The following is a 20,147-nucleotide window of genomic DNA, read 5'->3' on the forward strand; positions in this document are numbered from 1 at the left end:
GGCCTCCGGTTCTGGTTGTCCCGCTCGGCGCGCTGGTCATCGGCGCAGCCGTCATCCGCAAGGAGGATAGTCCCCGGTAGGTGGCCCCGCCGCGTGGGGTGGGCGGCTACGATCTCCCGCCCGTCAGAGCGGGCCGGTCAGGAGCCGGTAGTGCTCCCGGAAGATCCGCCCGCCGCGTCCGCGCAGCAACGGGTCGCGCAGCGCCGGCGGCACGTCGCGGGTGCGGTTGCGGTCCCGGGTCCGGTCCCGCACCCAGCGGGTACGCGGCCGGCGGCGACTCTCGTACGCGATCAGGGCGGCGTCGACGCTGCCGGCGGCCCGCAGCGACTCGGCGAGCACGACGGCGTCCTCCAGCGCCATGGCCGCGCCCTGGGACAGCGTCGGCGCGGTGGCGTGAGCGGCATCACCGACGAGCAGCACCCGGCCGTGGAACCAGCGTCCCAGCTCGACCTCCTCGGTGCGTTCCACGGACACGGTCTCCAGCGCGGCCAGCACCTCGGGCACCGGTCCGCCGTAGGAGCCGAACAGTTCGTGCAGGCGGGCGAGCGGGTCGGCGGGCAGGTCGGTGCCGGCCTCGTCGGCGTAGCAGTAGAGCCGTCCGGCGCCGAGCGGCACCACCAGGAACCCGGCCCGCTGGCCGAGCAGGGCGGTCCAGTCCGCGATCCGGGGGCCGCCGCGCACCAGGGCGCGGTAGACCACCTGCCCGGCGGGGCGTGGTGGTCCGCCGAGCGCGGCGAGGGTCCGTACCGCCGAGCGGGGCCCGTCGGCGCCGACGACGAGGTCGTACTCGCCGCTGGTGCCGTCGGTGAAGCCGACGGCGACCCGGCCGGGCAGCGGGTCGACGGTGCTCACCTCGGCGCCGTGGCGCACCGCGCCGCCGGCGCCGGTGAGCAGCACCCGGTGCAGTTCGGTGCGGGGCAGCGCCCGGCACTCCCCCACCCCGGCCCAGAGCGCGTCGAGGTCGACCTCGCACAGCGGCGCTCCGGCGGCGTCGAGGAAGCGCTGCCGGTGGATCACCTGGCCGAGCGGGCGCAGCGGCCCGTCGAGGTCGAGCCGGCGCATCGCCCGGGCGGCGTTGCCCGGCAGGTAGAGGCCGGAGTCGACCGACTCGGTGGGTGGCAGCCGCTCGGTGACGTCGGGCCGGAACCCCGCCAGGCGCAACGCCCGGGCCACGGCGAGGCCGGCGATGCCCGCGCCGACGACGAGGATGCGCAGGGGGGAACCACCCATCACGGGGTACGCCTCCGGAGGGGGATCGGAACGCGTTGGAGGCAAGACATTACTCGCCGCAACCAGGCGGCGGAAGTGCCCGTGCGCCCTGGCGCGGACCGCCGGTCGGTGGCGCACCCCGTCCCACCGGCAGGAATCCCGCCCCCATCTGGGGGAAGGAGGGACCGGCTGCTCCCTCCCGCGCCACCGGTCGGACGCGGAGCGTTAACGAGCCCGGCGCATTTGCGCAATGATTTTAGACATGTAAATGTATTCCTTGCATCGTGGGAGCGCTCCCGTCCGTACCACCGACCGAACCGGCGCCGTCCCCGCGCCGAGCCAAGGAGCATCATGAAGCGTCCACTCAGGGCCCTCGCGGCAGCCGGACTGCTGGCCGCCGGCACCCTCGTCGCCGTCGCGCTCGGCGGCACCGCCTCCGCCGACACGCAGATCTGCGAGCAGTACGGCTCGACCACGATCGGCGGCAAGTACGTGGTGCAGAACAACCGCTGGGGCACCACCGCCCAGCAGTGCATCAACGTCACCTCGACCGGCTTCTCCATCACCCGGGCGGACGGCTCCGCGCCGACCAACGGGGCGCCGGTCGCGTACCCGTCGATCTTCGTGGGCTGCCACTACACCAACTGCTCGCCCGGCACGAACCTGCCGGTGCAGGTGAAGAACATCAGCAGCGCGCCGTCCAGCATCAGTTACAACTACGTCAGCGGCGCGATCTTCAACGCGTCGTACGACATCTGGCTCGACCCGTCGCCCAAGCGCGACGGCGTGAACCAGATGGAGATCATGATCTGGCTCAACCGGCAGGGCTCGATCCAGCCCATCGGCTCGCCGGTCGGCACCGCCAGCATCGCGGGCCGCACCTGGGAGGTCTGGCGCGGCAGCAACGGCTCCAACAACGTCATCTCGTACCTGTCGCCGTCGGCCATCCCCAGCTTCAGCTTCGACGCGATGGCGTTCGTCAACGACACCCGCAACCGGGGCGCGATCACCAACGACTGGTACCTGACCAGCATCCAGGCCGGCTTCGAGCCGTGGCAGGGCGGCGTCGGGCTGGCGGTGAACTCGTTCTCGCAGAGCGTCAACACCGGCGGCTCCAACCCGCCGCCGACCACGTCGGCGCCGACCACGCCCCCGCCGTCGGGCGGCGCGTCCTGCACCGTCACCTACAAGGCGGCCAACGTGTGGAACAACGGCTTCACCGCCGACGTGACGGTCAAGAACACCGGCTCCGGCACGATCAACGGCTGGACGCTGAACTACAACCTGCCCTCCGGGCAGACGGTCACCAACGCGTGGAACGCCACTGTCAGCCAGAGCGGCTCGGCGGTGACCGCCCGCAACGCCGGCTACAACGGCACGCTGGCGCCCGGCGCGTCGACCAGCTTCGGCTACCAGGCGACGCTGAACGGCAGCTACTCCGCGCCGAGCAGCTTCACGCTCAACGGCTCCACCTGCGCCCGGGGCTGACCCCGCACGCGGCAGGGGGCGCGGTCCGCTGCGGACCGCGCCCCCTGCACGTGTACGCCTCAGCCGGCGAGGGCATCGACGTCGCGCATCTCCTCGGCGGTCAGCGAGAACCCGAACACGTCGACATTGGCCCGGATACGCTCCGGCGTCACCGACTTCGGGATCACCACGATCTCGTGGTCGATGTGCCAGCGCAGCACCACCTGGGCCGGTGACACGTCGTGCGCCTGGGCGATCCGGACCAGCACCGGGTCGGACAGGTCGCTGGTCTTGAACGGGCTGTACCCCTCCAGCGCCACGCCGCGGTCCCGGTGGGCGGCGTACGTCTGCCTGTCGTACAGCGACGGGCTCCAGCGGATCTGGTTGACCGCGGGCGTCTCCTCGGTGGCCTGGATCAGCTCGTCGATCTGGCCGATCGAGTAGTTGCTCACCCCGACCGTGCGCGCCATGTTCTCGTCCCGCGCGGCGAGCATCTCCCGCCACACCGGGATGCTGTCGCCCGGCGCGGACGGCGGCCAGTGGACCAGCCACAGGTCGACGTAGTCGGTGTCCAGGGCGGTCAGGCTGGCCTCGATCGTCTCCCGCTCCCGGCCCACCCGGTCCGGCGGCAGCTTGGTGGTGATGAAGACGTCCTCGCGGCGCAGCCCGCTCTCCTTGACCGCCCGCCCGACCTCCTTCTCGTTGCCGTACATGGTGGCCGTGTCGATGTGCCGGTAGCCGGCGTCCAGCGCGGCGAGCACCGCCTGGAACCCGGCCTCTCCGGTCGCCTGCCACGTGCCGAAGCCGAGCAGCGGGATCCGGACGTCGCCGGTGAGCGGGAGGGTGGGCTGGTCGCTGTCCATGTCCCCCGTTCTACCCCGGTTCGCCGCACACACACCGGCATCCCGGCGCGCGCGGCGGGTCTGGGGGAGGATGCGGGAATGGCGGACCGGCTGGAGGAGTACCGGCGGAAACGGGACGCCGCGCGTACCCCGGAACCGGTGCCCGAGCGTGCCGCCGGACGGAAGCGGTCCGCGCGGCGCGCGCCCCGCTTCGTCATCCAGCAGCACCACGCCCGGAGCCTGCACTGGGACCTGCGGCTGGAGCACGACGGCGTGCTGGCGTCCTGGGCCGTGCCGCGCGGCCTGCCCCGCGACCCGGGCCGCAACCACCTGGCCGTGCACACCGAGGACCACCCGATGGAGTACCTGACGTTCCACGGGGAGATCCCCGCCGGGGAGTACGGCGGCGGGCGGATGATCGTGCACGACACCGGCACCTACCGCGCGGAGAAGTGGCGCGACGACGAGGTGATCGTGGTGCTCGACGGCGAGCGCACGAAGGGCCGGTACGTGCTGTTCGCCACCGGCGGCCGGGGCCGGGACTGGATGATCAGGCGCACCGACCCGGCGCCGGAGGGCTGGACGCCGATGCCCGAGCTGGTCCGCCCGATGCGGCCCGCCGAGGGCGCGCGGCTGCCGCGCGACGCCCCGGCCTGGGGGTACGAGCTGCGCTGGGCGGGCGTGCGCGCGATGGCGTACGTCTCGGGCGGCCGGCTGCGGCTGCTCGACGGCGACGACACGGAGATCACCGGGGAATACCCGTGGGCGCGGGCGATGGCGGAGGCGCTGGCCCCGGCCGAGGCGGTGCTCGACGGCGTGCTGGTACGGATCGACCCGGCCGGGCGGGTCCGTCCGCCGACCCGGCGCGACGGGCAGTTCCTCGCCGTCGACCTGCTCTGGCTGGAGGGCGTGTCCAGCCTCGACGTGCCGTACGCGCAACGCCGTGACCTGCTCGACGGTCTGGCGCTCACCGGTCCGCACTGGCAGACTCCGCCGTGGTTCCCGGGAGTCGGTGCGGACGCCCTACGGGCCGCCCGTGAGCAGGGGCTCCCGGGAGTGGTGGCCAAACGCCTCGACTCCCCGTACGAGCCGGGCCGGCGCAGCCGGCACTGGCTGAGCATCGACGCGAGCTGAGGACCACCGTGCACCTGACGCACCTGGAGTGCCCGCGCTGCGGCCGTGAACACCCGGCCGACGTGTTGCAGAACCTGTGCGGCTGCGGCTCGCCGCTGCTGGCCCGCTACGACCTCGCCGCGGTGGCCGCCACCGTCGCCCCGGAGCAGTTCGGGCTGCGCCCCGCCGACCTGTGGCGCTACCGGGAGCTGCTGCCGGTGGCCGATGCCCGGTTCGTCACCACGCTGGGCGAGGGCTGGACGCCGATGTGGCGCGCGCCCGCGTACGGGCACGAGATCGGCGTCGCGGACCTGATCGTCAAGGACGAGGGGCTGACCCCGACCGGGTCGTTCAAGGCGCGCGGCGCCTCGGTGGGCGTGAGCCGGGCCCGGGAGCTGGGCGTGCGGCGGATCGCCATGCCCACGAACGGCAACGCCGGCGCGGCCTGGGCCACGTACGCGGCGCGGGCCGGGATGGGCGCGACCATCGCCATGCCGCTGGCCGCGCCGAGCATCTGCCGGGAGGAGTGCCTCGCCGCCGGCGCCGACCTGCGGCTGATCGACGGCCTGATCAACGACGCGGGCCGGGACATCGCCGAGCTGATCGCCGGGTCGGACGGGGGGATCTTCGACGCCGGCACGCTGCGCGAGCCGTACCGCCTGGAGGGCAAGAAGACCATGGGGTACGAGATCGTCGAGCAGCTCGGCTGGCAGGTGCCCGACGTGATCGTCTACCCCACCGGCGGCGGCGTCGGGCTGATCGGCATCCACAAGGCGCTGCACGAGCTGCGCGAGCTGGGCTGGGTGGAGGACCGGCTGCCCCGCCTGGTCGCGGTGCAGTCCACCGGATGCGCGCCGATCGTGCGGGCGTTCGCGGCCGGCGAGGATCGCGTCACCCCGTGGGACGACGCGCGTACCGTCGCGTTCGGCATCACGGTGCCCGCCCCGCTCGGCGACGAGCTGATCCTGTCCGCGCTGCGGGACAGCGCCGGCACCGCGATCGCCGTGGACGATGCGGAGATCCTCACCGACCTGCGCGACTTCGCCGCCCGGGAAGGGCTGCTGCTCTGCCCGGAGGGCGCGGCCTGCCTGACCGCCGCCCGGCACCTGCGCGCGGGCGGTTGGATCCGGCCCGGTGAGCGCGTGGTGGTGCTCAACACCGGGGCCGGCGTCAAGTATCCGGGTCTGGTGCACAGCGGGGCGCCCGTCTGACGGCCGAGGTCGCGACGGGGCCCCGCACGGCGACCGTTCAGGAGGTGGGCGGCTCGTCCTCGCCTGCCTCCTCGGCGGCGTCCGCCTCCTCCTTCGTCTTGTGCACCGCGCCGTCGGCGTGCTCCGGCGGCCCGTAGACGGTGTAGAGCACCAGCGGGTTCGGCCCGGTGTTGACGAAGTTGTGCTTCGTGCCGGCCGGCACGACCACCAGGTCGCCGGAGACGACCTCCTTCTTCTCCCCCGCCACCCGCGCCTCGCCGGTGCCGCTGACGAACGTGAGGATCTGGTCGATGCCCTCGTGGACCTCCTCGCCGATCTCGCCGCCCGGCGGAATGGTCATGATGACCAGCTGGGTGTGCTCCCCGGTCCAGAGCACGCGGCGGAAGTCGGGACTCTTCTCGGCGACTGTCGCGATCGTGAAATGCTCCATGGCCCGCTCATACCCCGATCGAGCGCCCGCCACGCCGGGAGTCGCAGATGGTGGAATTCCCCACGCCGATCCGGTTTGGATCCCGTCCAAAGGGGCATCTGCTGCCCACAAGACCGGTGCGGGCTGGGCCGGTCGAGCCAGGTCCCCGCCGGCGTACCGCCGTACGGCTGCGGTGGTGGGAGACGGCCGGAGCGCGGCGACGTTACGACCGGAGGTCGTGCGGCGCCGTGCGCTCGTCTGCGCGTCCGGTCAGGCGAGCACGGCCAGGTGAAAGGGCCGGTCCACGTGCCCGCTCGTGCCGTGCGTCTCGACGAACACCGCGTTGGCGATGCCCGAGCGCGGCGCCACGGTGATGACACCCTGCGGTGCCAGCCCGTCGGCGGTCGCGGGGCCGACCGTCCCGACGTACGCCGCGCCGGCCACGTCCTGGTCGAACGCGACCTGGTACATCCCGGCGGCGAGCCGGGTGGCCGAGGTGGCGCCGAGGCCGCGGACGAGTTTTCCGTCGGCGTCGACCACGGCGAACAGCATGCGCGCGGTGGCCGGCAGCCCGACCGGTGAACACGAGTTGATCTCGGTGTCGGCGCGCGCGGCCTCCCGCGTGCTCGGGATCGGCTGGCCGGTGGTGTCCCTCCTAGCTCTACGGCTGGGCATGGTGATCCTCTCTCCCGCCGGTACGCCGGCCGGAGGCGTTCGTACGCTTCCGGGCGATCGTCGGCGATCACCCTCGATGATTCCGACGCTATGTCGGCGCACCGCCCGGCAACCACCCGGAGAACTGTCCGATCAAGGACAATGGACGGCCCTGAGCTGCGGAAACGTGGATCGGGTCGTCGTTTCGCCGCCGACTATGCCGACCGCTCCGGCACCGCTCGTCACACCGGAGTCGCCCGGAAACCATGACGCAGCGCAATCACCTGGCTACATTGAAGTATGGTGCAGCCGCTCCGAGGTCGACCGACGGTCTACCGCCCGGTGCTGGCCGCACGGCGCGGGGAGCTGGAGGCGCTGACCCGGCTCGACGACGCCTCGGCCGCGCTGCTCGCACCGGTCCTCGACGTTCCGGCCGACACGCCGTCCATCGTGGAGGGCCTGAGCCGACTGCCGGCCGGGCTGCTGCCCGCCGTCGACGTGTCGGCCCGGCCGGACACCACCGAACACGATCCGGTTCGCTGGGGCGTACCGCTGGTGCCGGTGATCGGTCTCGCGGACAGCGACCGGCGGCTGGCCGCGCACGGCGCGGCGGCCCGGGCCTGGGCGAACCACGCGGTCGTCCGGTTGCGCCTCGGCCCGGACCGGGCCGGGCCGGACGCGGCCACGGCGGCGGCGGAACGGGTGTGGCGGGTGACGGGTCTGCTGCCCGAGCAGTGCGACCTGCTGCTCGATGCCGGGGACGTGTGCTGCCGGGCCGACGTCCGGCTGGCCGAGCCCCGCATCCGGCGTGCGGCGCAGTGGGCCCGGCGGCACGCCTGGCGTTCGGTGACGATGGCGGCCGGTGGGATGCCGCCGGCCCTGTCCCGGCTGCCGGTGGACGAACCGGTCCGCGTGGACCGCTACGACTGGTCGCTCTGGCGGCGTCTGACCGACCTGCGCCTCGGGTACGGCGACTACGGCGTGGGCTGCGCGGTGCGCGACGCGGACGAGCCGGGCGACCGGACACCGACGCTGCGCTGGGCCGCCGACGACGCGTGGTGGGTCTACCGCTGGTCGCGGCGGGGCGGGCGGGGTGACGAGCGCTTCGCCGACCTGTGCCGCACGCTCACCGCCGCGCCGCACTGGTCGCCGGCCGGGGCCGGATTCTCCTGGGGCGACCACGAGATCGTCCGGCGGGCCCGGCGGGGCGCCGGCGCGGGCTCACCGGCCAACTGGATCGCGTGGAGCACGTCGCACCATCTGGCGCACGTGCTGGCCGCGCTGGTCCGGCCGGAACCGGACCAGCGCGCCGGCTGAACTCACTCCTTCTCGGTGAAACCGAACTGGACCACACCCTCCTCGTCGACCATCGCGTCCACCGACGTGTCGTTGAGCAGCTCGGCCGCGTCCGAGTCGAGGAAGATGCGCGCACCCTCGGTGTCCACCACCTGGTCGCCCTGCACCGGCTGCGGCACCAGCTCGATCGAGAGCGAACCGGCGTCCGTGTCGGCGGCGATGCGCAGCCCACCCGCGTCGGCGACGTCCTGCTGGGCGGCGAGGTCACGGATCACCAGGACGGCGTTGTCGGTCATGGTCAGCATGGCTGAACTCCTCATGGCTGGGTGTCGGGTTTCGCGGGCGACACGGCCCACGCGGTCGGCTCGCGACCCGGAAGCGGGCAAGACACGATCTCGCCGCGCTGGAAGCAGGGCTGTTTCACGGCCCTCACCCCCACCGTGCCCGCTGCCCGGTCATCCGTCAAACGGAACCCGATGATCGGCCGCTCCTCGGTGAACAGGAGTTTTCCCCGGTCCGAAGCGGGAACACCGGGGGTTTACGATGCCTGCGGCAAGGTCCGCAAATAACCTTTCGCGCCGGAGTCTTTTCCGCAGGAAATCTCCGTGGCAGCATCTTCCCATGCATCGTCGCCTATTTCCCCGGGCACTCGCGGTGCTGGCGCTGGTCGCCACCGCGGCCGCCGCCGGCACCACCACCGCCACGGCCGAAGCGCCCACCCCCGCGCAGACCCGGCTGAACGCCACGATCGACGCGATCCTCGCCGACAGCCGGCTCGACGGGGCGCAGGCGGGCGTGGTCGTCGTCGACACCGCCACCGGCCGCACGCTCTACGACCGCAACGGCACCCGGCGGCTCATCCCCGCCTCCAACACCAAGCTGCTCACCTCGGCGGCGGCGATGGAACTGCTCGGCCCGGGTCACCGCTTCACCACCGAGGTGAGCACCGACGGCCCGCGCCGCGCCGGGATGCTCTCCGGCGACCTCTACCTGCGCGGCGGCGGCGACCCCACCATCCTCGCCGCCGACTACGACCGGCTCGCCGAGCAGGTCGCCGCGGCGGGCGTACGCGTGGTCGCGGGCGACCTGGTCGCCGACGACACCCGGTACGACAAGGGCCGGCTCGGTCCGGACTGGACCTGGGACGACGAGCCCTACTACTACGCCGCCCAGGTGTCGGCGCTGACAGTGGCCCCGGACACCGACTACGACGCCGGCACCGTGATCGTGCACGCCACACCCGGCACCCGGGCCGGCGCCCGGCCGAAGATCACCATGACTCCGGACAACGGCTGGCTGCGCATCGACAACCGGGCCGAGACGGTCGCCGACGGCGAGACCACCATCTCGTTCGAACGCGAGCACGGCGGCAACACGGTGGTCGTGACCGGCCAGATCGCGGTCGGCCAGGCCGCCGAGAGCGACTGGGTGACCGTCTGGGAACCGACCGGGTACGCCGCCGACGTGTTCCGCTCCGCGCTGCGGCGGCACGGCGTACGGGTCCTCGGCCGGACCCTGCTCGGCACCGCCACCCCGGACACCGCCAAGCCGCTCGCCCGGCACGACTCGATGCCGCTGGCCGACCTGATGGTGCCGTTCCTCAAGCTCTCCAACAACGGTCACGCCGAGGTGCTGACCAAGGAACTCGGCCGGCAGCTCTCCGGGTCCGGCACCTGGGCCGCCGGGCTGTCCGCGATCAGCGGGTACGTGGGCGACGCCGGAGTCGACACCGGCACGCTGCGCCAGCGCGACGGGTCCGGCCTGTCCCGGCGCAACCTCGTCCCGCCGGGACAGTTCGTCACGCTGCTCTCGGCGGTCCGCGCCGAACCGTGGTTCGACACCTGGTACGCCGCGCTTCCGGTGGCCGGCAACCCGGACCGGTTCGTCGGCGGGACGCTGCGCAGCCGGATGGGCGGCACCGCCGCCGCGAACAACGTGCACGCCAAGACCGGCAGCCTGACCGGCGCGTCGGCGCTCTCCGGCTACGTCACCGACGCCGACGGGCGGCTGCTCGCCTTCTCGATCGTGCTGAACAACTACCTCACCTCGTCGGTGAAAGGGCTGGAGGACCAGATCGCGATCGCGCTCGCCTCGTACACCGAGAAGGAGACGGCGACCGCGCGGCGGACCGTGCCCACCGCGCCCGAGTCGCCGCGCGTACCGGAGGGGCGGGAGTGCTCCTGGGTGAAGCCGGCGCTCTGCTGACCGGACGTACCGTCCCGGCGCTCAGGCGCCGGGACGGTACGGCCGCGGGTCGGCGGCGGGGTCACCGCGCTCGACGAGCGCGTCGATCTCGGCCGACGGCAGCCCGCGCAGCGTGAGCACCCGGCGGCCCCACACGTGCAGGCGGCACGGGTGCGGGCTGGCGTCGTTGCGGCAGATGGTCCCGCCCGACCAGGCCCGCGGCGCGTGCACCACCACCGCCCGCACCGCGAACTGGACGTCCTCGACCGTGACGTACGGCGGCATCGGGATCTCGCGCAGCACGTCCGCGTCGGTGCGCGGGCGGGCGGGGGCGACGGGGGCAGGGCCGGTCATCGGTCGGGCCTCCACAGAGGATGGTCGGGCGGGACAACCGAAACGTACGACGCCCGGCCCGGTACGCGACGGACAAACTGTCCCCCGATCAGCGCAGCGCCACCGCCTGGAGGCTGACGTTGCCGCAGTCGCCCAGTGACTCCTCCACCGTCCAGTTAAGCAGCAGCTTCGCGCCGCGCGGAGCGCGGAACCTGACCGTGAACTCGGTGGTGAGCGCGGTGTGCGGATCCTCCATCCGGAGCGTGGTCACCGGGCCGCCGGAGACGCGCACGTCGAGGCGGCCACGGGCCATCCAGAGCCCGGCGTACAGACGCACCGTGCGCTGTTGCCCGTCGGCGGCCACCGCCAGGTTGAACCCGCTGCCCCGGTGGCAGGTGTAGACGCCGGTCATGGTGCCGCTCGTGGACGCGACCGGGTTGCCGTCGCGCCAGGCGTACGCCTCGGGGTTGTTGTCGAAGCTCTCCCGGCGCCCCCGGCCGCCCTCGTCGCGGATCTCGCCGGAGCCACCCCGCTTGCGGACCGTCCGGTCGGCGCCGGTGGAGCCCCAGTGGACCCAGTCGGTGGGGCCGGCGGCGGTGAGGTCGACGGTGGCGGGCACCTCCGCGCGGGTCACGGTGACTGTCGGCGGCAGCGCGGGCGACGGCGACGGCGACGGCGTGGACGGCGTCGGGCTCGGCGACGGTGGCCGCTGCCGGGGACGCAATCCCGGGTTGACCACCGTGTCGTCGGCCTCGTTCGGCAGCCCGGCCCGGCCGGGCGGCGCCACCGGCACTCCGGCGTGCTCCTCACGCGGCGTGTCGTGCCGTTCGACGCCGAGGTAGACCGCCAGCGCCGCCAGGCAGAGGAACGCGGCCAGCCCTTCCAGCATCAGCCGACGCCGGCGGCGCAGTCGGCGCAACGCGGACCGGGTACGCGGAAGGCCGTGCCGGTGCGAGCCGGGGCCGGTACGCGGACGGTCCTCCTGGCCCACCACACCCTCCACTTCGGTCACGACACCGCCGGATACGACAGGTGTGCGACGGGCTTCACGGTGTCACCGCGCGGCCCTTTGCGCCATATGTCGAGTGACGGGCGTTTCCAGTTCGTTACCTGGCGACCGCTCGCCGGACCGGCCGCTCAGCTTACCGTGATCGCCTGCAACGCCACCCCGTCGTTCTGCCCGCCGGTCACGGTCAGGGCGTGCCACCTGATCAGCAGCCGCTCCCCCGGGGCCGCCCGGAAGCGGATGACGTACTGGTAGAAGCGGTCGCCCGCGGCGAGGGCGACCTCGCGGACGGCCGGATCGCCACCGCTGGACAGCGACAGGTCGAGCCGCGCACCGGCCGAGAACGTGCCGACGAACAGCCGGACCGTACGCGGCTCCCCGCTCCCGGCCACGCCGAGCGTGAAGCTCTTCCCGGCGCCGCGCTGGAAGACACCCGCACGGGTACCGTCCTGGCGAGCCGTGGGCGTACCGTCGGTCCACTGGAGATCGCAGGCGCCCGCGTTGTGCTCCAGCCGCTCCCCGCCCGGGTCCTGGATCTCGCCGGTACCGCTCGCCTTGCGGTGGAAGCTGTCCGCGCCGACACCGCCCCAGTGCCGCCAGTCCCGCGTGCCGAGCGCGGTGAGCGACACCGTCCCCGGCAGCGGTGCCAGGTCCACGTCGAGCAGCGGCCCGCCGGGTGCGACCGGGCCACCGGTGGCCGACGCCTGGTCGCTCGGCGCTTGCCCGCTCGGTGCCGGCCCGCTCGGGGCTTGCCTGTCCGGCGCTTGCCCGCCGGGTGCCGGTTCGCTCGGTGCCTGTTCGTCCGGTGCTGCCACCGGCGCGGTTTCCTGGGTCAGTGGGGGTGGAGTGGGTGACCGGGCCGCGTACGCCAGCGCCGCCACCAGCCCGGTCACGGTGATTGCCGCCAGCACGGCGCGCCGGCGCCGACGGCGGGCCCGTGCGGTGGCGACCCGGGTGGCCGGGGCGTCGGGCGGGGGTCGCAGCGGGCCGGCGATCGGGGCGAGCGTCCGGCTCAGCCAGGTCTTCGCCGCCCGCGCCGCGACGCGCAGCCGGACGCCGATCCGGCCGGTCGGGCGGGTCAGGCCGCCGGTCAGGTCGGCGAGGCGCGCCGGGATGCTCTCCCGGGCGGAGTGACGGCCCGGTCGCGCCTCCGTCTCTTGCAGCGGTCCGAGGTCGGCCGGCTCGGCTGGGTCGTGGGCGGTGCCCGGCCGGGCCGGCAACGGGCCGGACAGGTGCAGGCCGATCGGGGCCGGCCCGACCAGCGGAACCCGGCCGCCGGGCAGGCTCGGACGCGGCTCGGGCGCCGACGCCGACGTGCCGGAAACGAACGGGCCCGGCTCGATCGTCGCTGAGGCGGGCAGGTCTGGGCCGAGCGGAGTCGACGCCGGTGGGCCGGGTGTGAGAGGGCCTGCCGCGAGCGCGCCGGGCGCGGACGTGTCAGCTGGGAGCGGGCCTGCGGCGGGAAGATCCCGAGTCGGCGGGCCGGAGGTGCGCGGAGGCGGCCAGACAGCGGCACCGGACGGTCCCGGCTCCTCTGCGGACACCGGCTCGTCCGGCGCGGCCGGGGGGCGGTTGCCGTCCGGCGGGGTCGCCGAGCGGGGTACGGAGGGCTGTGTGTCCCCGGGCAGGCGGCGTGGACCGACGGGCCGCTCCGGGGCGTCGGCCGGTTGGTCCGGCGTGGGCAGCCAGCCCCCGACCCGGATACCGGACCGCGCGATGTCGTCCTCAGCCACCGACCCTCCCTCGGCCACCGGCGGCGAGCGGCCCGCCCCGTGGCTCGCCGTAGGGAGGATGACACAGAACGCGATCATGGAGAAGGCATCAGTCCGCGCAATTCCCACGCCCCAAAGGGCTCCACTCACCCCACGGGAGAGCCAGCCCCGTCGATCATGAGGTTGGCGGCGACAAACCGGACACCAATTGCCGCCAACTTCATGATCAACCCGGGTCGGGCGGGGGCGGGGGCGGGGCGGGGGCGGGCGGGGCGGTTAGGGCGGTGGGTCAGTGGCGGGTGCGGTGCTGCAGGCCTCGGGTGGGGTGCCAGCTCTCGATCACGAGGTGGTCGGGTGGGTCGCCCACCCGGGTGAGCACCACCTCGGTCAGCTCGATCCGGAAGCGGTGCGAGCCGTCCTCGGCGGGCGGCTCCTCGTGCGCCCGGCCGGCGATCTTCGCGTCCCCGTCCCAGGTGGACGGGTCGTCCGGCGGGGCGTCCTCGGTGGGGCTGTGCAGCGCCACCCGGGGATCGCGGCGCAGGTCGAGCGCCTTGACCGCGCCGGCCATGCTGCCCAGCCGCAGCTGCCCGTCGTCACCGAAGTCGAACTCGGTGCCGCTGATCCGCGGCGAGCCGTCCCGCCGCACTGTCGCCATCGTGCCGTGCTTGCGGACCGTGAAGCGGGCGCGCACCCGCGCCGCGAACCCGGGCTCGGCCGCCACCAGGTCGGACCACCATGTCATGCGCCCGAGTGTGTCCGGAAAACCTGACAATCTGCGGCATCTTTCCCGGCCGAGTCGACCCGGCCGGGCCGCCCCGGGGACTCAGCCGACCTGGAAACCGAGCGCCTGCGCCAGCACCACCGCCTGCTCGGCGTCGATCCGCGCGTCGGCACGTTGCACCGCCGTCGGGTCGAGCGAGGACAGGTCGCTGCCGCGCAGGTCGGCCCGGATCAGCTTGGCGGCGTGCAACTGGGCGCCGGAGAGGTCCACTCCGGTCAGCGTCGCGCCGGTCAGGTCGGCGCCGGTCAGGTCGACCTCCCGCATGCGTACGTCGGTGATCCGCGCCCCGCGCAGGTCGGCCCCGGCGAGCGTGACGAACGACCAGTCGCCCCGGTCGACCCGCAGCGGGCGCAGGTCGCAGCGGTCGAACGTGCTGCCGACCAGCTTGCAGCCGGTGAACTCGGCCTCGAAGAGGTTGCACTTGCTGAACGAGCACCTGGTGAACGCCGAGTCGGTGTGCCGGGAGGCGTTGAACGCCACGTTGCCGAACACGCAGTCGGTGAAGACCGCGCCGCGGCTGACCGCCTCGGTCAGGTCGACGTGGAAGAACTCGCATCGCACGAAGTGCCGGTCGGCCAGATCCTCGGCGTACCAGTCCTGCTGGCGGTAGGTGACGTCCTCGACCGGCTCGGGCATGCCACCGACCCTAGTGATACTTCCCGGCCGCGGTACCTGCGGGTAGGTTCGCGTCGTGAGTGTCACCGTGAGCACCGACCCCGGCCGTGTCGGCTTCGATCCCGCCCGGCTGGCGCGAATCGACGAGCACTTCGCCCGGTACGTCGACGACGGCCGGCTCGCCGGCTGGCAGATCGTCGTCACCCGCCGGGGCGAGGTCGCCCATTCCTCGACGTACGGGCTGCGCGACCGGGAGGCCGGCACGCCGGTCGAGCCGGACACGCTCTGGCGCATCTACTCGATGACCAAGCCGATCACCTCGGTCGCGGCGATGATGCTCTGGGAGGAGGGCCGGTTCGAGCTGAACGACCCGGTCAGCCGCTGGCTGCCGGAGTTCGCCGACGTCCGCGTCTACGACCGGGGTTCGGTGCTCAAGCCGTACACCGTGCCGGCGGTCGAGCCGATCCGGATCTGGCACCTGCTCACCCACACCGCCGGCCTGACGTACGGCTTCGCCCAGGTCTCGGTGGTCGACGGCCTGTACCGGGCGGCCGGCTTCGACCTCGGCGTGCCGGCGGGCGCGGACCTGGCGGCGGCGTCGGCCGGGCTGGCCCGGCTGCCGCTGCTGTTCCAGCCCGGCACGAGCTGGAACTACGGCGTCTCCACCGACGTACTGGGCCGCCTGGTCGAGGTGATCTCCGGGCAGTCGCTGGACGCGTTCTTCGCCGAGCGGATCCTCGGCCCGCTGGGGATGACCGACACCCGCTGGTGGGTGGACGCGGCGGACGCGAAGCGCCTGGCCGCCCTCTACTCGCCGCACCCGGCAACCGGCCAGGCGGTACGCGCCGACAGGGTGGGCCGGGCCGCGCTGGCGGAGCCGACCTGGCACTCCGGCGGCGGCGGGCTGGTCTCCACGGCGGCCGACTACCACCGGTTCACCCAGTTCCTGCTGCGCGGTGGTGAGCTGGACGGGGTGCGCCTGCTCGGCCCCCGCACGGTGCGCTTCATGACGCGCAACCACCTGCCCGGCGACCGGGACCTGGCCTCGTTCTCGCCGGAGGGCTTCGCCGAGACGATCCTCGACGGGATCGGTTTCGGGCTGGGCTTCGCCGTGGTGCTGGATCCGGTGCCGTCGCGCGTGCCGAGCAGCGTCGGCGAGTTCTACTGGGGCGGCCTGGCCAGCACCGCGTTCTGGGTGGACCCGGTGGAGGAGGTCACCGCGCTGCTGTTCACCCAGTTGATGCCGTCGAGCACGTACCCGCTGCGCGGCCAGTTGCGCCAGCTCGTCTACTCGGCGATCGTCGACTGAGCCGGTTCGGCGGAACTCCCCGCCGCCCGCCGGTGGGCTGCCTAGCCTGTGAGGCATGAGCGACATCGTCGTGTTCGGCGCCGGCGGGACGGCGGGTTCGCGGATCGCGGCCGAGGCGGCCGAGCGGGGGCACCGGGTGACAGCGGCGGTGCGGCGTCCGGAGGCGGTCGGCTACCTTCCCGCCGGCGTACGCACGGTCACCGGCGACGCGACCTCGGCGCGAAGCGTACGCGAACTGGCCGAGGATGCGGACGTGCTGGTGGTGGCCATCGGCGGCGGCGAGCGGGACCTGTGGCGCGACGCCGCGCGGACGCTGGTCGACACGCTCCGTGAGTTGCCGGACCCGCCCCGGGTGATCCATGTCGGCGGCGGTTCGACGCTGCTCACCCCGAAGGGCACCCGCTACCTGGACGAGCCGGACTTCCCGGAGGAGTACCGGGACTCGGCGCACGGCCAGGCCGACGCGCTGGAGTTCTACCGCACCAGCGCGGACGGGGTGACCTGGACGTACGTCTCCCCGCCGCCGCTGGAGTTCCACCCGGGCGAGCGGACCGGGCACTACCGCACCGGCACCGACCACCCGGTGACCGACGCGCAGGGCCGTTCGGTGCTCACCTACGAGACCTGGCGGTGGCGATCGTCGACGAAATCGAGAATCCCCGCTTCGGCAACACCCGGTTCACCGTCGCGTACTGATCCGGCGCGTACTGATCCGGCGCGTGCTGATCCGGCGCGTGCTGATTCAGTCCGCCAGCCGGGCGGGGAAGCCACCGGTGGCGATCGGGCCCCAGGACTCGATCGTGACGCGGATCAGCGACTTGCCCTGCGCGACCATCGCCGACCGGTACTCGTCCCAGTCCGGGTGCTCGCCGGAGATGCTGCGGAAGTACTCGACGAGCGGCTCCAGCGCCTCGGGCAGGTCGAGCACCTCGGCCACGCCGTCGACCTGCACCCACGGGCCGTTCCAGTCGTCGGAGAGCACGCACGCGGAGACGCGCGGGTCGCGGCGGATGTTGGCGACCTTGGCACGCTCGGGATAGGTGGAGATCACCAGGCGGCCCTCGGCGTCCACGCCGCAGGCCACCGGGGAGGACTGCGGGCGACCGTCGGAGCGGGTGGTCATCAGCACGACGTGGTGGCGGGGGCGGAGGAACTCGATCAGGGCGTCCCGGTCGACCCGGGTGTTCTTCGCGATGCTGCGTGCCATGCCCTCGGTTCTACCAGGCGCCTCGATCGTTCTCAGCGCGGACGCCCGGCGGCCCGCTGCGCGGTGACCTGCTCCGGCACCCGGGGGCGGGCCGAGGGCCGCCAGGCACGGCCGTTGGCGTAGATCACCCGGAACCCGAGGTACGCGGCGAGCGGCGCCCAGTGCGCCGAGCGCATCCGCACCTCGGCGGCGTTGTGCCGCTGCCCGTTGGCGAGCACGTCGAGCAGCACGGTCTCGAAGGCGGCCGACTCGACCCAGTCCACCTCGCGGGTGAAGCCGCAGATCAGCGCCGCGCCGGTGACGTCGAGGAACTCGCGCAGCGTGGCGTCGGAGGCGCGCAGCACCGAGCAGCTGCCGAAGTAGAGGCGGCGGCCCTCGCAGCGGCCGGCCATCCGCTCGGCCACGTCCGACAGCTCGACCGAGTCCCAGTCGGTGAGGCAGAGGCGGCTCGGCTCGCCGTGCATGGCGAAGAAGCCCACCCGGTGATCCGCGTACTGCTTGAGCAGCCACCGGTCGACGAAGTAGAACAGCTCGTCGCGGGTGGCCGCGTCCTTGTGGATGTAGCGGATGCGGCCGAGTCGTTCGAGCAGGTCGAGCGTGGGCAGCACGGATCCTCGTTCGTTGAGGTCGCGGTGCCACTGCCCCTCGACGCAGAACACGCCGCCACGCGCCAACGCCCACCTCCCCGCCCGTCGAGGTCGCCGCTCGGTCCGGGAGCAGACGTTACCGCTCACCTCCGACGGGCGACACTCGGCGGCGCGTACGCAAACAGGCACTATTCACAGCCCATAACCAGCAAACGCCCGATGTGAGAACAATTTCGGCTAATCACCACGAAGAATCCTCGCACCTGTCACGGTGAAAGAGACGGGACGTACCGGTCGATGTGCCCGTCCCATCCCAGTTCCGCTCTGACATCGGGAGGACTCTGTGCGCGTCAACACCCTGAAGCGGGCGGCGGTCGCGTTCGCGCTGGCCCTGCCCGGGGCCGCCGTGGCGACTGTCGTGGCCGCGCCACCGGCGCACGCCGACGGCTGCTACACCTGGAACAGGACGCTGTCCCAGGGAAGCTCCGGCGCCGAGGTCCGGCAGCTCCAGATCCGGGTGGCCGGCTGGGCCGCGTACGGCGGCATCGTCCGGGTCGACGGCGTGTACGGCCCGGAGACGGCCGCCGCGGTCAAGCGCTTCCAGGCCGCGTACGGGCTGCGCGCCGACGGCGTGGCCGGGCCGCAGACGTTCGCCAAGATCTACGACCTGCAGAAGGACAGCGACTGCACGCCGAAGCACTTCAGCTACGCCGAGCTGGACAACGGCTGCGGCAAGGGCGGGTGGGCCGGCGGGCCGCTCTCCTCGTCGGCCACCCGGGAGAACGCGCTGCGCACCATGTGGAAGCTGGAGGCGCTGCGGCGCAGCCTCGGCGACAAGCCGCTCTACGTGACCAGCGGTTTCCGCAGCATCGCCTGCAACCGGCAGGTCGGCGGCGCCGCGGACAGCCAGCACCTCTACGGCAACGCGGCCGACCTGATTGCCAAGCACCGCAGCCTCTGCGACATCGCCCGGTCCGCCCGCGACCAGGGCTTCAGCGGCATCTACGGGCCCGGCTACCCGGACCACGACGACCACACGCACGTGGACTCGCGGCGGGAGAACAACCGGGACAAGACGTCGAACACCAGGGACTGGTCCGCCCCGGACTGCGGGGTCGAGTGACGCGGTGACGGCGGCCCGGCACGGGGGTGGGGGCTCCCCGGCCGGGCCGCCGTCGGCATGCTCCGGCGACCGACGCCGCTCCGCGACGGGGCGTCGACGCGACCGGAACCGGGCGCCGGGCGCCGGCTCACCCCGGGCCGGCGGCCCGGGGGGCGGTCCGCCCGGAACCGGGCGGCGGGAGTCAGCTCGCCCGGGGCCAGCGGGGCCGGGCGGTGGGCGCCGACCGGGCGGCGACGGGTCGCAGACCGGGCCGGACCGGCGGCGCGGCGACCCGCGGGACCGGACCGCGCGCCGCCTGGGCCGCGGCGGCGGGGCGGGCGGCCTGACCCGGCACCGCCCGCGCCGGCTGTCCCGGCACCGGGCGTCCGGCCTGACCGGGTACGCCGGGACGCGCGACCTGACCGGGTACGCCGGGACGCGCGACCTGACCGGGCACGCCCGGCCGACCCCCCTGACCCGCCGGACGGGCGACCTGCCCGGCGGCCGGACGGGCGCCGGACGGACCGGTCAGCACGAACGGGAAGGGCACGTGCACGAACGGGTTGCCGTGCCGGATCAGCGCGTCGATCTGACGGTCGTTGAGACCGTGTGTCTCCAGCACCCGCCGGCCCCAGCGGTGCAACCGGCAGGGGAACGACGACCCGTCGTTGCGGCACTTCGGCCCCGCGGGCCACTCCTCGGCGGCGTGCACCACCACCGCCCGGACCGCGAGGCGGACGTCCTCGGGGGTCAACGGCGCCGGTACCGGCACCTCGCCCAGGATCTGGTCGATGGGATCCGTCGACTGCTCACCAACTCGCACGGCAGGCCTCCCGCAGCTCGGCAGCGGTACGGCGGAACGGCCGCACCACATCCTCGACCACTGGTACGGCCCGGGAACGGCAGCAGTTCAATCCCGCCACGCGGCGAGCAGTTCGGCCGGCCCGATCGCCGTGACACCGTTCCCGCCTTGTCGGTCGGCAGGAGACGCACGCGTTGGAGCCGACACTCTCATTCTTGGAACTATCACGAATGAGAGCTTCTGCGCGACGCTCCTATGACGCGTCAAGTGGCTGGGGTGGGGTTTCGAGGCGTCGGTAGAGGTCTCGG

General features: G+C 73.5%; 20 protein-coding genes and 1 pseudogene. 8 read left to right on the top strand and 13 right to left on the bottom strand.

Going from position 1 to position 20,147, the window contains the following annotated elements; genetic code table 11:
- Window positions 1–123: 123 nt before the first annotated feature.
- Window positions 124–1,230 carry an FAD-dependent monooxygenase gene (locus tag V6U82_RS05695; protein ID WP_334459621.1) on the bottom strand — a complete coding sequence of 369 codons (1,107 nt, stop codon included), beginning with the start codon at window positions 1,228–1,230 and terminating at the stop codon, window positions 124–126.
- Window positions 1,231–1,560: 330 nt separating this feature from the next.
- Between V6U82_RS05695 and V6U82_RS05700 the strand changes: the two genes are divergently transcribed.
- Entirely contained in the window at window positions 1,561–2,697 is a 1,137-nt protein-coding gene (locus tag V6U82_RS05700) for a GH12 family glycosyl hydrolase domain-containing protein (RefSeq protein ID WP_128137612.1), read from the top strand.
- A 59-nt stretch (window positions 2,698–2,756) separates the two neighbouring features.
- Here the strand turns inward: V6U82_RS05700 and V6U82_RS05705 are convergent, their stop codons facing one another.
- Window positions 2,757–3,539, bottom strand: a complete 783-nt coding sequence (locus V6U82_RS05705) for an aldo/keto reductase (protein ID WP_128137611.1) — start codon at window positions 3,537–3,539, stop codon at window positions 2,757–2,759.
- 78 nt (window positions 3,540–3,617) lie between these two features.
- On the opposite strand from V6U82_RS05705, the gene V6U82_RS05710 reads away from it, so the two are divergent.
- Together V6U82_RS05710 and V6U82_RS05715 are read left to right on the top strand one after the other, a co-directional pair.
- Window positions 3,618–4,652 carry a DNA polymerase ligase N-terminal domain-containing protein gene (locus tag V6U82_RS05710; protein ID WP_334459622.1) on the top strand — a complete coding sequence of 345 codons (1,035 nt, stop codon included), beginning with the start codon at window positions 3,618–3,620 and terminating at the stop codon, window positions 4,650–4,652.
- Window positions 4,653–4,660: 8 nt separating this feature from the next.
- On the top strand, window positions 4,661–5,842 hold the full coding sequence (locus V6U82_RS05715; protein WP_128137610.1) for a threonine synthase: 1,182 nt from the start codon (window positions 4,661–4,663) through the stop codon (window positions 5,840–5,842).
- Between the two features lie 37 nt (window positions 5,843–5,879).
- On the opposite strand, the gene V6U82_RS05720 is transcribed toward V6U82_RS05715, so the two are convergent.
- Both V6U82_RS05720 and V6U82_RS05725 read right to left on the bottom strand, forming a co-directional pair.
- Window positions 5,880–6,272, bottom strand: coding sequence for a cupin domain-containing protein (locus V6U82_RS05720; RefSeq protein WP_013284343.1), 393 nt, complete (start codon window positions 6,270–6,272; stop codon window positions 5,880–5,882).
- Between the two features lie 249 nt (window positions 6,273–6,521).
- Window positions 6,522–6,926 carry a hypothetical protein gene (locus V6U82_RS05725; protein WP_334459626.1) on the bottom strand — a complete coding sequence of 135 codons (405 nt, stop codon included), beginning with the start codon at window positions 6,924–6,926 and terminating at the stop codon, window positions 6,522–6,524.
- Between the two features lie 279 nt (window positions 6,927–7,205).
- Here V6U82_RS05725 and V6U82_RS05730 point away from each other — a divergent pair, with 279 nt between their 5' ends.
- Window positions 7,206–8,222: a beta family protein gene (locus V6U82_RS05730; RefSeq protein WP_334459628.1), complete on the top strand. Its 1,017-nt coding sequence runs from the start codon at window positions 7,206–7,208 to the stop codon at window positions 8,220–8,222.
- A 2-nt stretch (window positions 8,223–8,224) separates the two neighbouring features.
- Here V6U82_RS05730 and V6U82_RS05735 read toward each other — a convergent pair whose 3' ends face one another.
- Window positions 8,225–8,506 (bottom strand): iron-sulfur cluster biosynthesis family protein, encoded by a 282-nt coding sequence (locus V6U82_RS05735; protein WP_013284340.1) that lies wholly within the window; start codon window positions 8,504–8,506, stop codon window positions 8,225–8,227.
- Between the two features lie 316 nt (window positions 8,507–8,822).
- Here V6U82_RS05735 and dacB point away from each other — a divergent pair, with 316 nt between their 5' ends.
- Complete coding sequence (gene dacB, locus V6U82_RS05740) at window positions 8,823–10,406, top strand: D-alanyl-D-alanine carboxypeptidase/D-alanyl-D-alanine endopeptidase (protein ID WP_334459629.1); 1,584 nt, start codon at window positions 8,823–8,825, stop codon at window positions 10,404–10,406.
- A 21-nt stretch (window positions 10,407–10,427) separates the two neighbouring features.
- Here the strand turns inward: dacB and V6U82_RS05745 are convergent, their stop codons facing one another.
- From V6U82_RS05745 to V6U82_RS05765, 5 genes are all read right to left on the bottom strand, one after another.
- Window positions 10,428–10,739, bottom strand: a complete 312-nt coding sequence (locus V6U82_RS05745) for a hypothetical protein (protein ID WP_334459630.1) — start codon at window positions 10,737–10,739, stop codon at window positions 10,428–10,430.
- A gap of 88 nt (window positions 10,740–10,827) precedes the next feature.
- The gene (locus tag V6U82_RS05750) at window positions 10,828–11,730 is read right to left on the bottom strand and encodes a hypothetical protein (RefSeq protein WP_334459632.1); all 903 of its coding nucleotides are present in this window, start codon (window positions 11,728–11,730) and stop codon (window positions 10,828–10,830) included.
- A 125-nt stretch (window positions 11,731–11,855) separates the two neighbouring features.
- A complete protein-coding gene (locus V6U82_RS05755; RefSeq protein ID WP_334459634.1) occupies window positions 11,856–13,457 on the bottom strand; it encodes a hypothetical protein in 1,602 nt (533 codons plus the stop codon).
- 268 nt (window positions 13,458–13,725) lie between these two features.
- Window positions 13,726–14,178, bottom strand: coding sequence for a pyridoxamine 5'-phosphate oxidase family protein (locus V6U82_RS05760; protein WP_334459635.1), 453 nt, complete (start codon window positions 14,176–14,178; stop codon window positions 13,726–13,728).
- A gap of 81 nt (window positions 14,179–14,259) precedes the next feature.
- Window positions 14,260–14,853 carry a pentapeptide repeat-containing protein gene (locus V6U82_RS05765; RefSeq protein ID WP_128138389.1) on the bottom strand — a complete coding sequence of 198 codons (594 nt, stop codon included), beginning with the start codon at window positions 14,851–14,853 and terminating at the stop codon, window positions 14,260–14,262.
- 55 nt (window positions 14,854–14,908) lie between these two features.
- Between V6U82_RS05765 and V6U82_RS05770 the strand changes: the two genes are divergently transcribed.
- A complete protein-coding gene (locus V6U82_RS05770; protein ID WP_128138388.1) occupies window positions 14,909–16,141 on the top strand; it encodes a serine hydrolase domain-containing protein in 1,233 nt (410 codons plus the stop codon).
- Window positions 16,142–16,196: 55 nt separating this feature from the next.
- Window positions 16,197–16,837, top strand: a pseudogene (locus tag V6U82_RS05775) (NAD(P)-dependent oxidoreductase).
- A gap of 46 nt (window positions 16,838–16,883) precedes the next feature.
- Here V6U82_RS05775 and V6U82_RS05780 read toward each other — a convergent pair.
- Together V6U82_RS05780 and V6U82_RS05785 are read right to left on the bottom strand one after the other, a co-directional pair.
- Window positions 16,884–17,348 (bottom strand): PPOX class F420-dependent oxidoreductase, encoded by a 465-nt coding sequence (locus V6U82_RS05780; protein ID WP_030272926.1) that lies wholly within the window; start codon window positions 17,346–17,348, stop codon window positions 16,884–16,886.
- Between the two features lie 32 nt (window positions 17,349–17,380).
- Window positions 17,381–18,022 (bottom strand): DUF6642 family protein, encoded by a 642-nt coding sequence (locus V6U82_RS05785; protein ID WP_091419014.1) that lies wholly within the window; start codon window positions 18,020–18,022, stop codon window positions 17,381–17,383.
- Window positions 18,023–18,278: 256 nt separating this feature from the next.
- On the opposite strand from V6U82_RS05785, the gene V6U82_RS05790 reads away from it, so the two are divergent.
- Window positions 18,279–19,058: a D-Ala-D-Ala carboxypeptidase family metallohydrolase gene (locus tag V6U82_RS05790; RefSeq protein WP_128138385.1), complete on the top strand. Its 780-nt coding sequence runs from the start codon at window positions 18,279–18,281 to the stop codon at window positions 19,056–19,058.
- 181 nt (window positions 19,059–19,239) lie between these two features.
- Here V6U82_RS05790 and V6U82_RS05795 read toward each other — a convergent pair whose 3' ends face one another.
- On the bottom strand, window positions 19,240–19,860 hold the full coding sequence (locus V6U82_RS05795; protein ID WP_334459644.1) for a hypothetical protein: 621 nt from the start codon (window positions 19,858–19,860) through the stop codon (window positions 19,240–19,242).
- Window positions 19,861–20,147: the final 287 nt, after the last annotated feature.

Source organism: Micromonospora sp. CPCC 205554, assembly GCF_036902745.1.
In the GTDB taxonomy this organism is placed as follows: Bacteria; Actinomycetota; Actinomycetes; order Mycobacteriales; family Micromonosporaceae; genus Micromonospora; species Micromonospora tulbaghiae.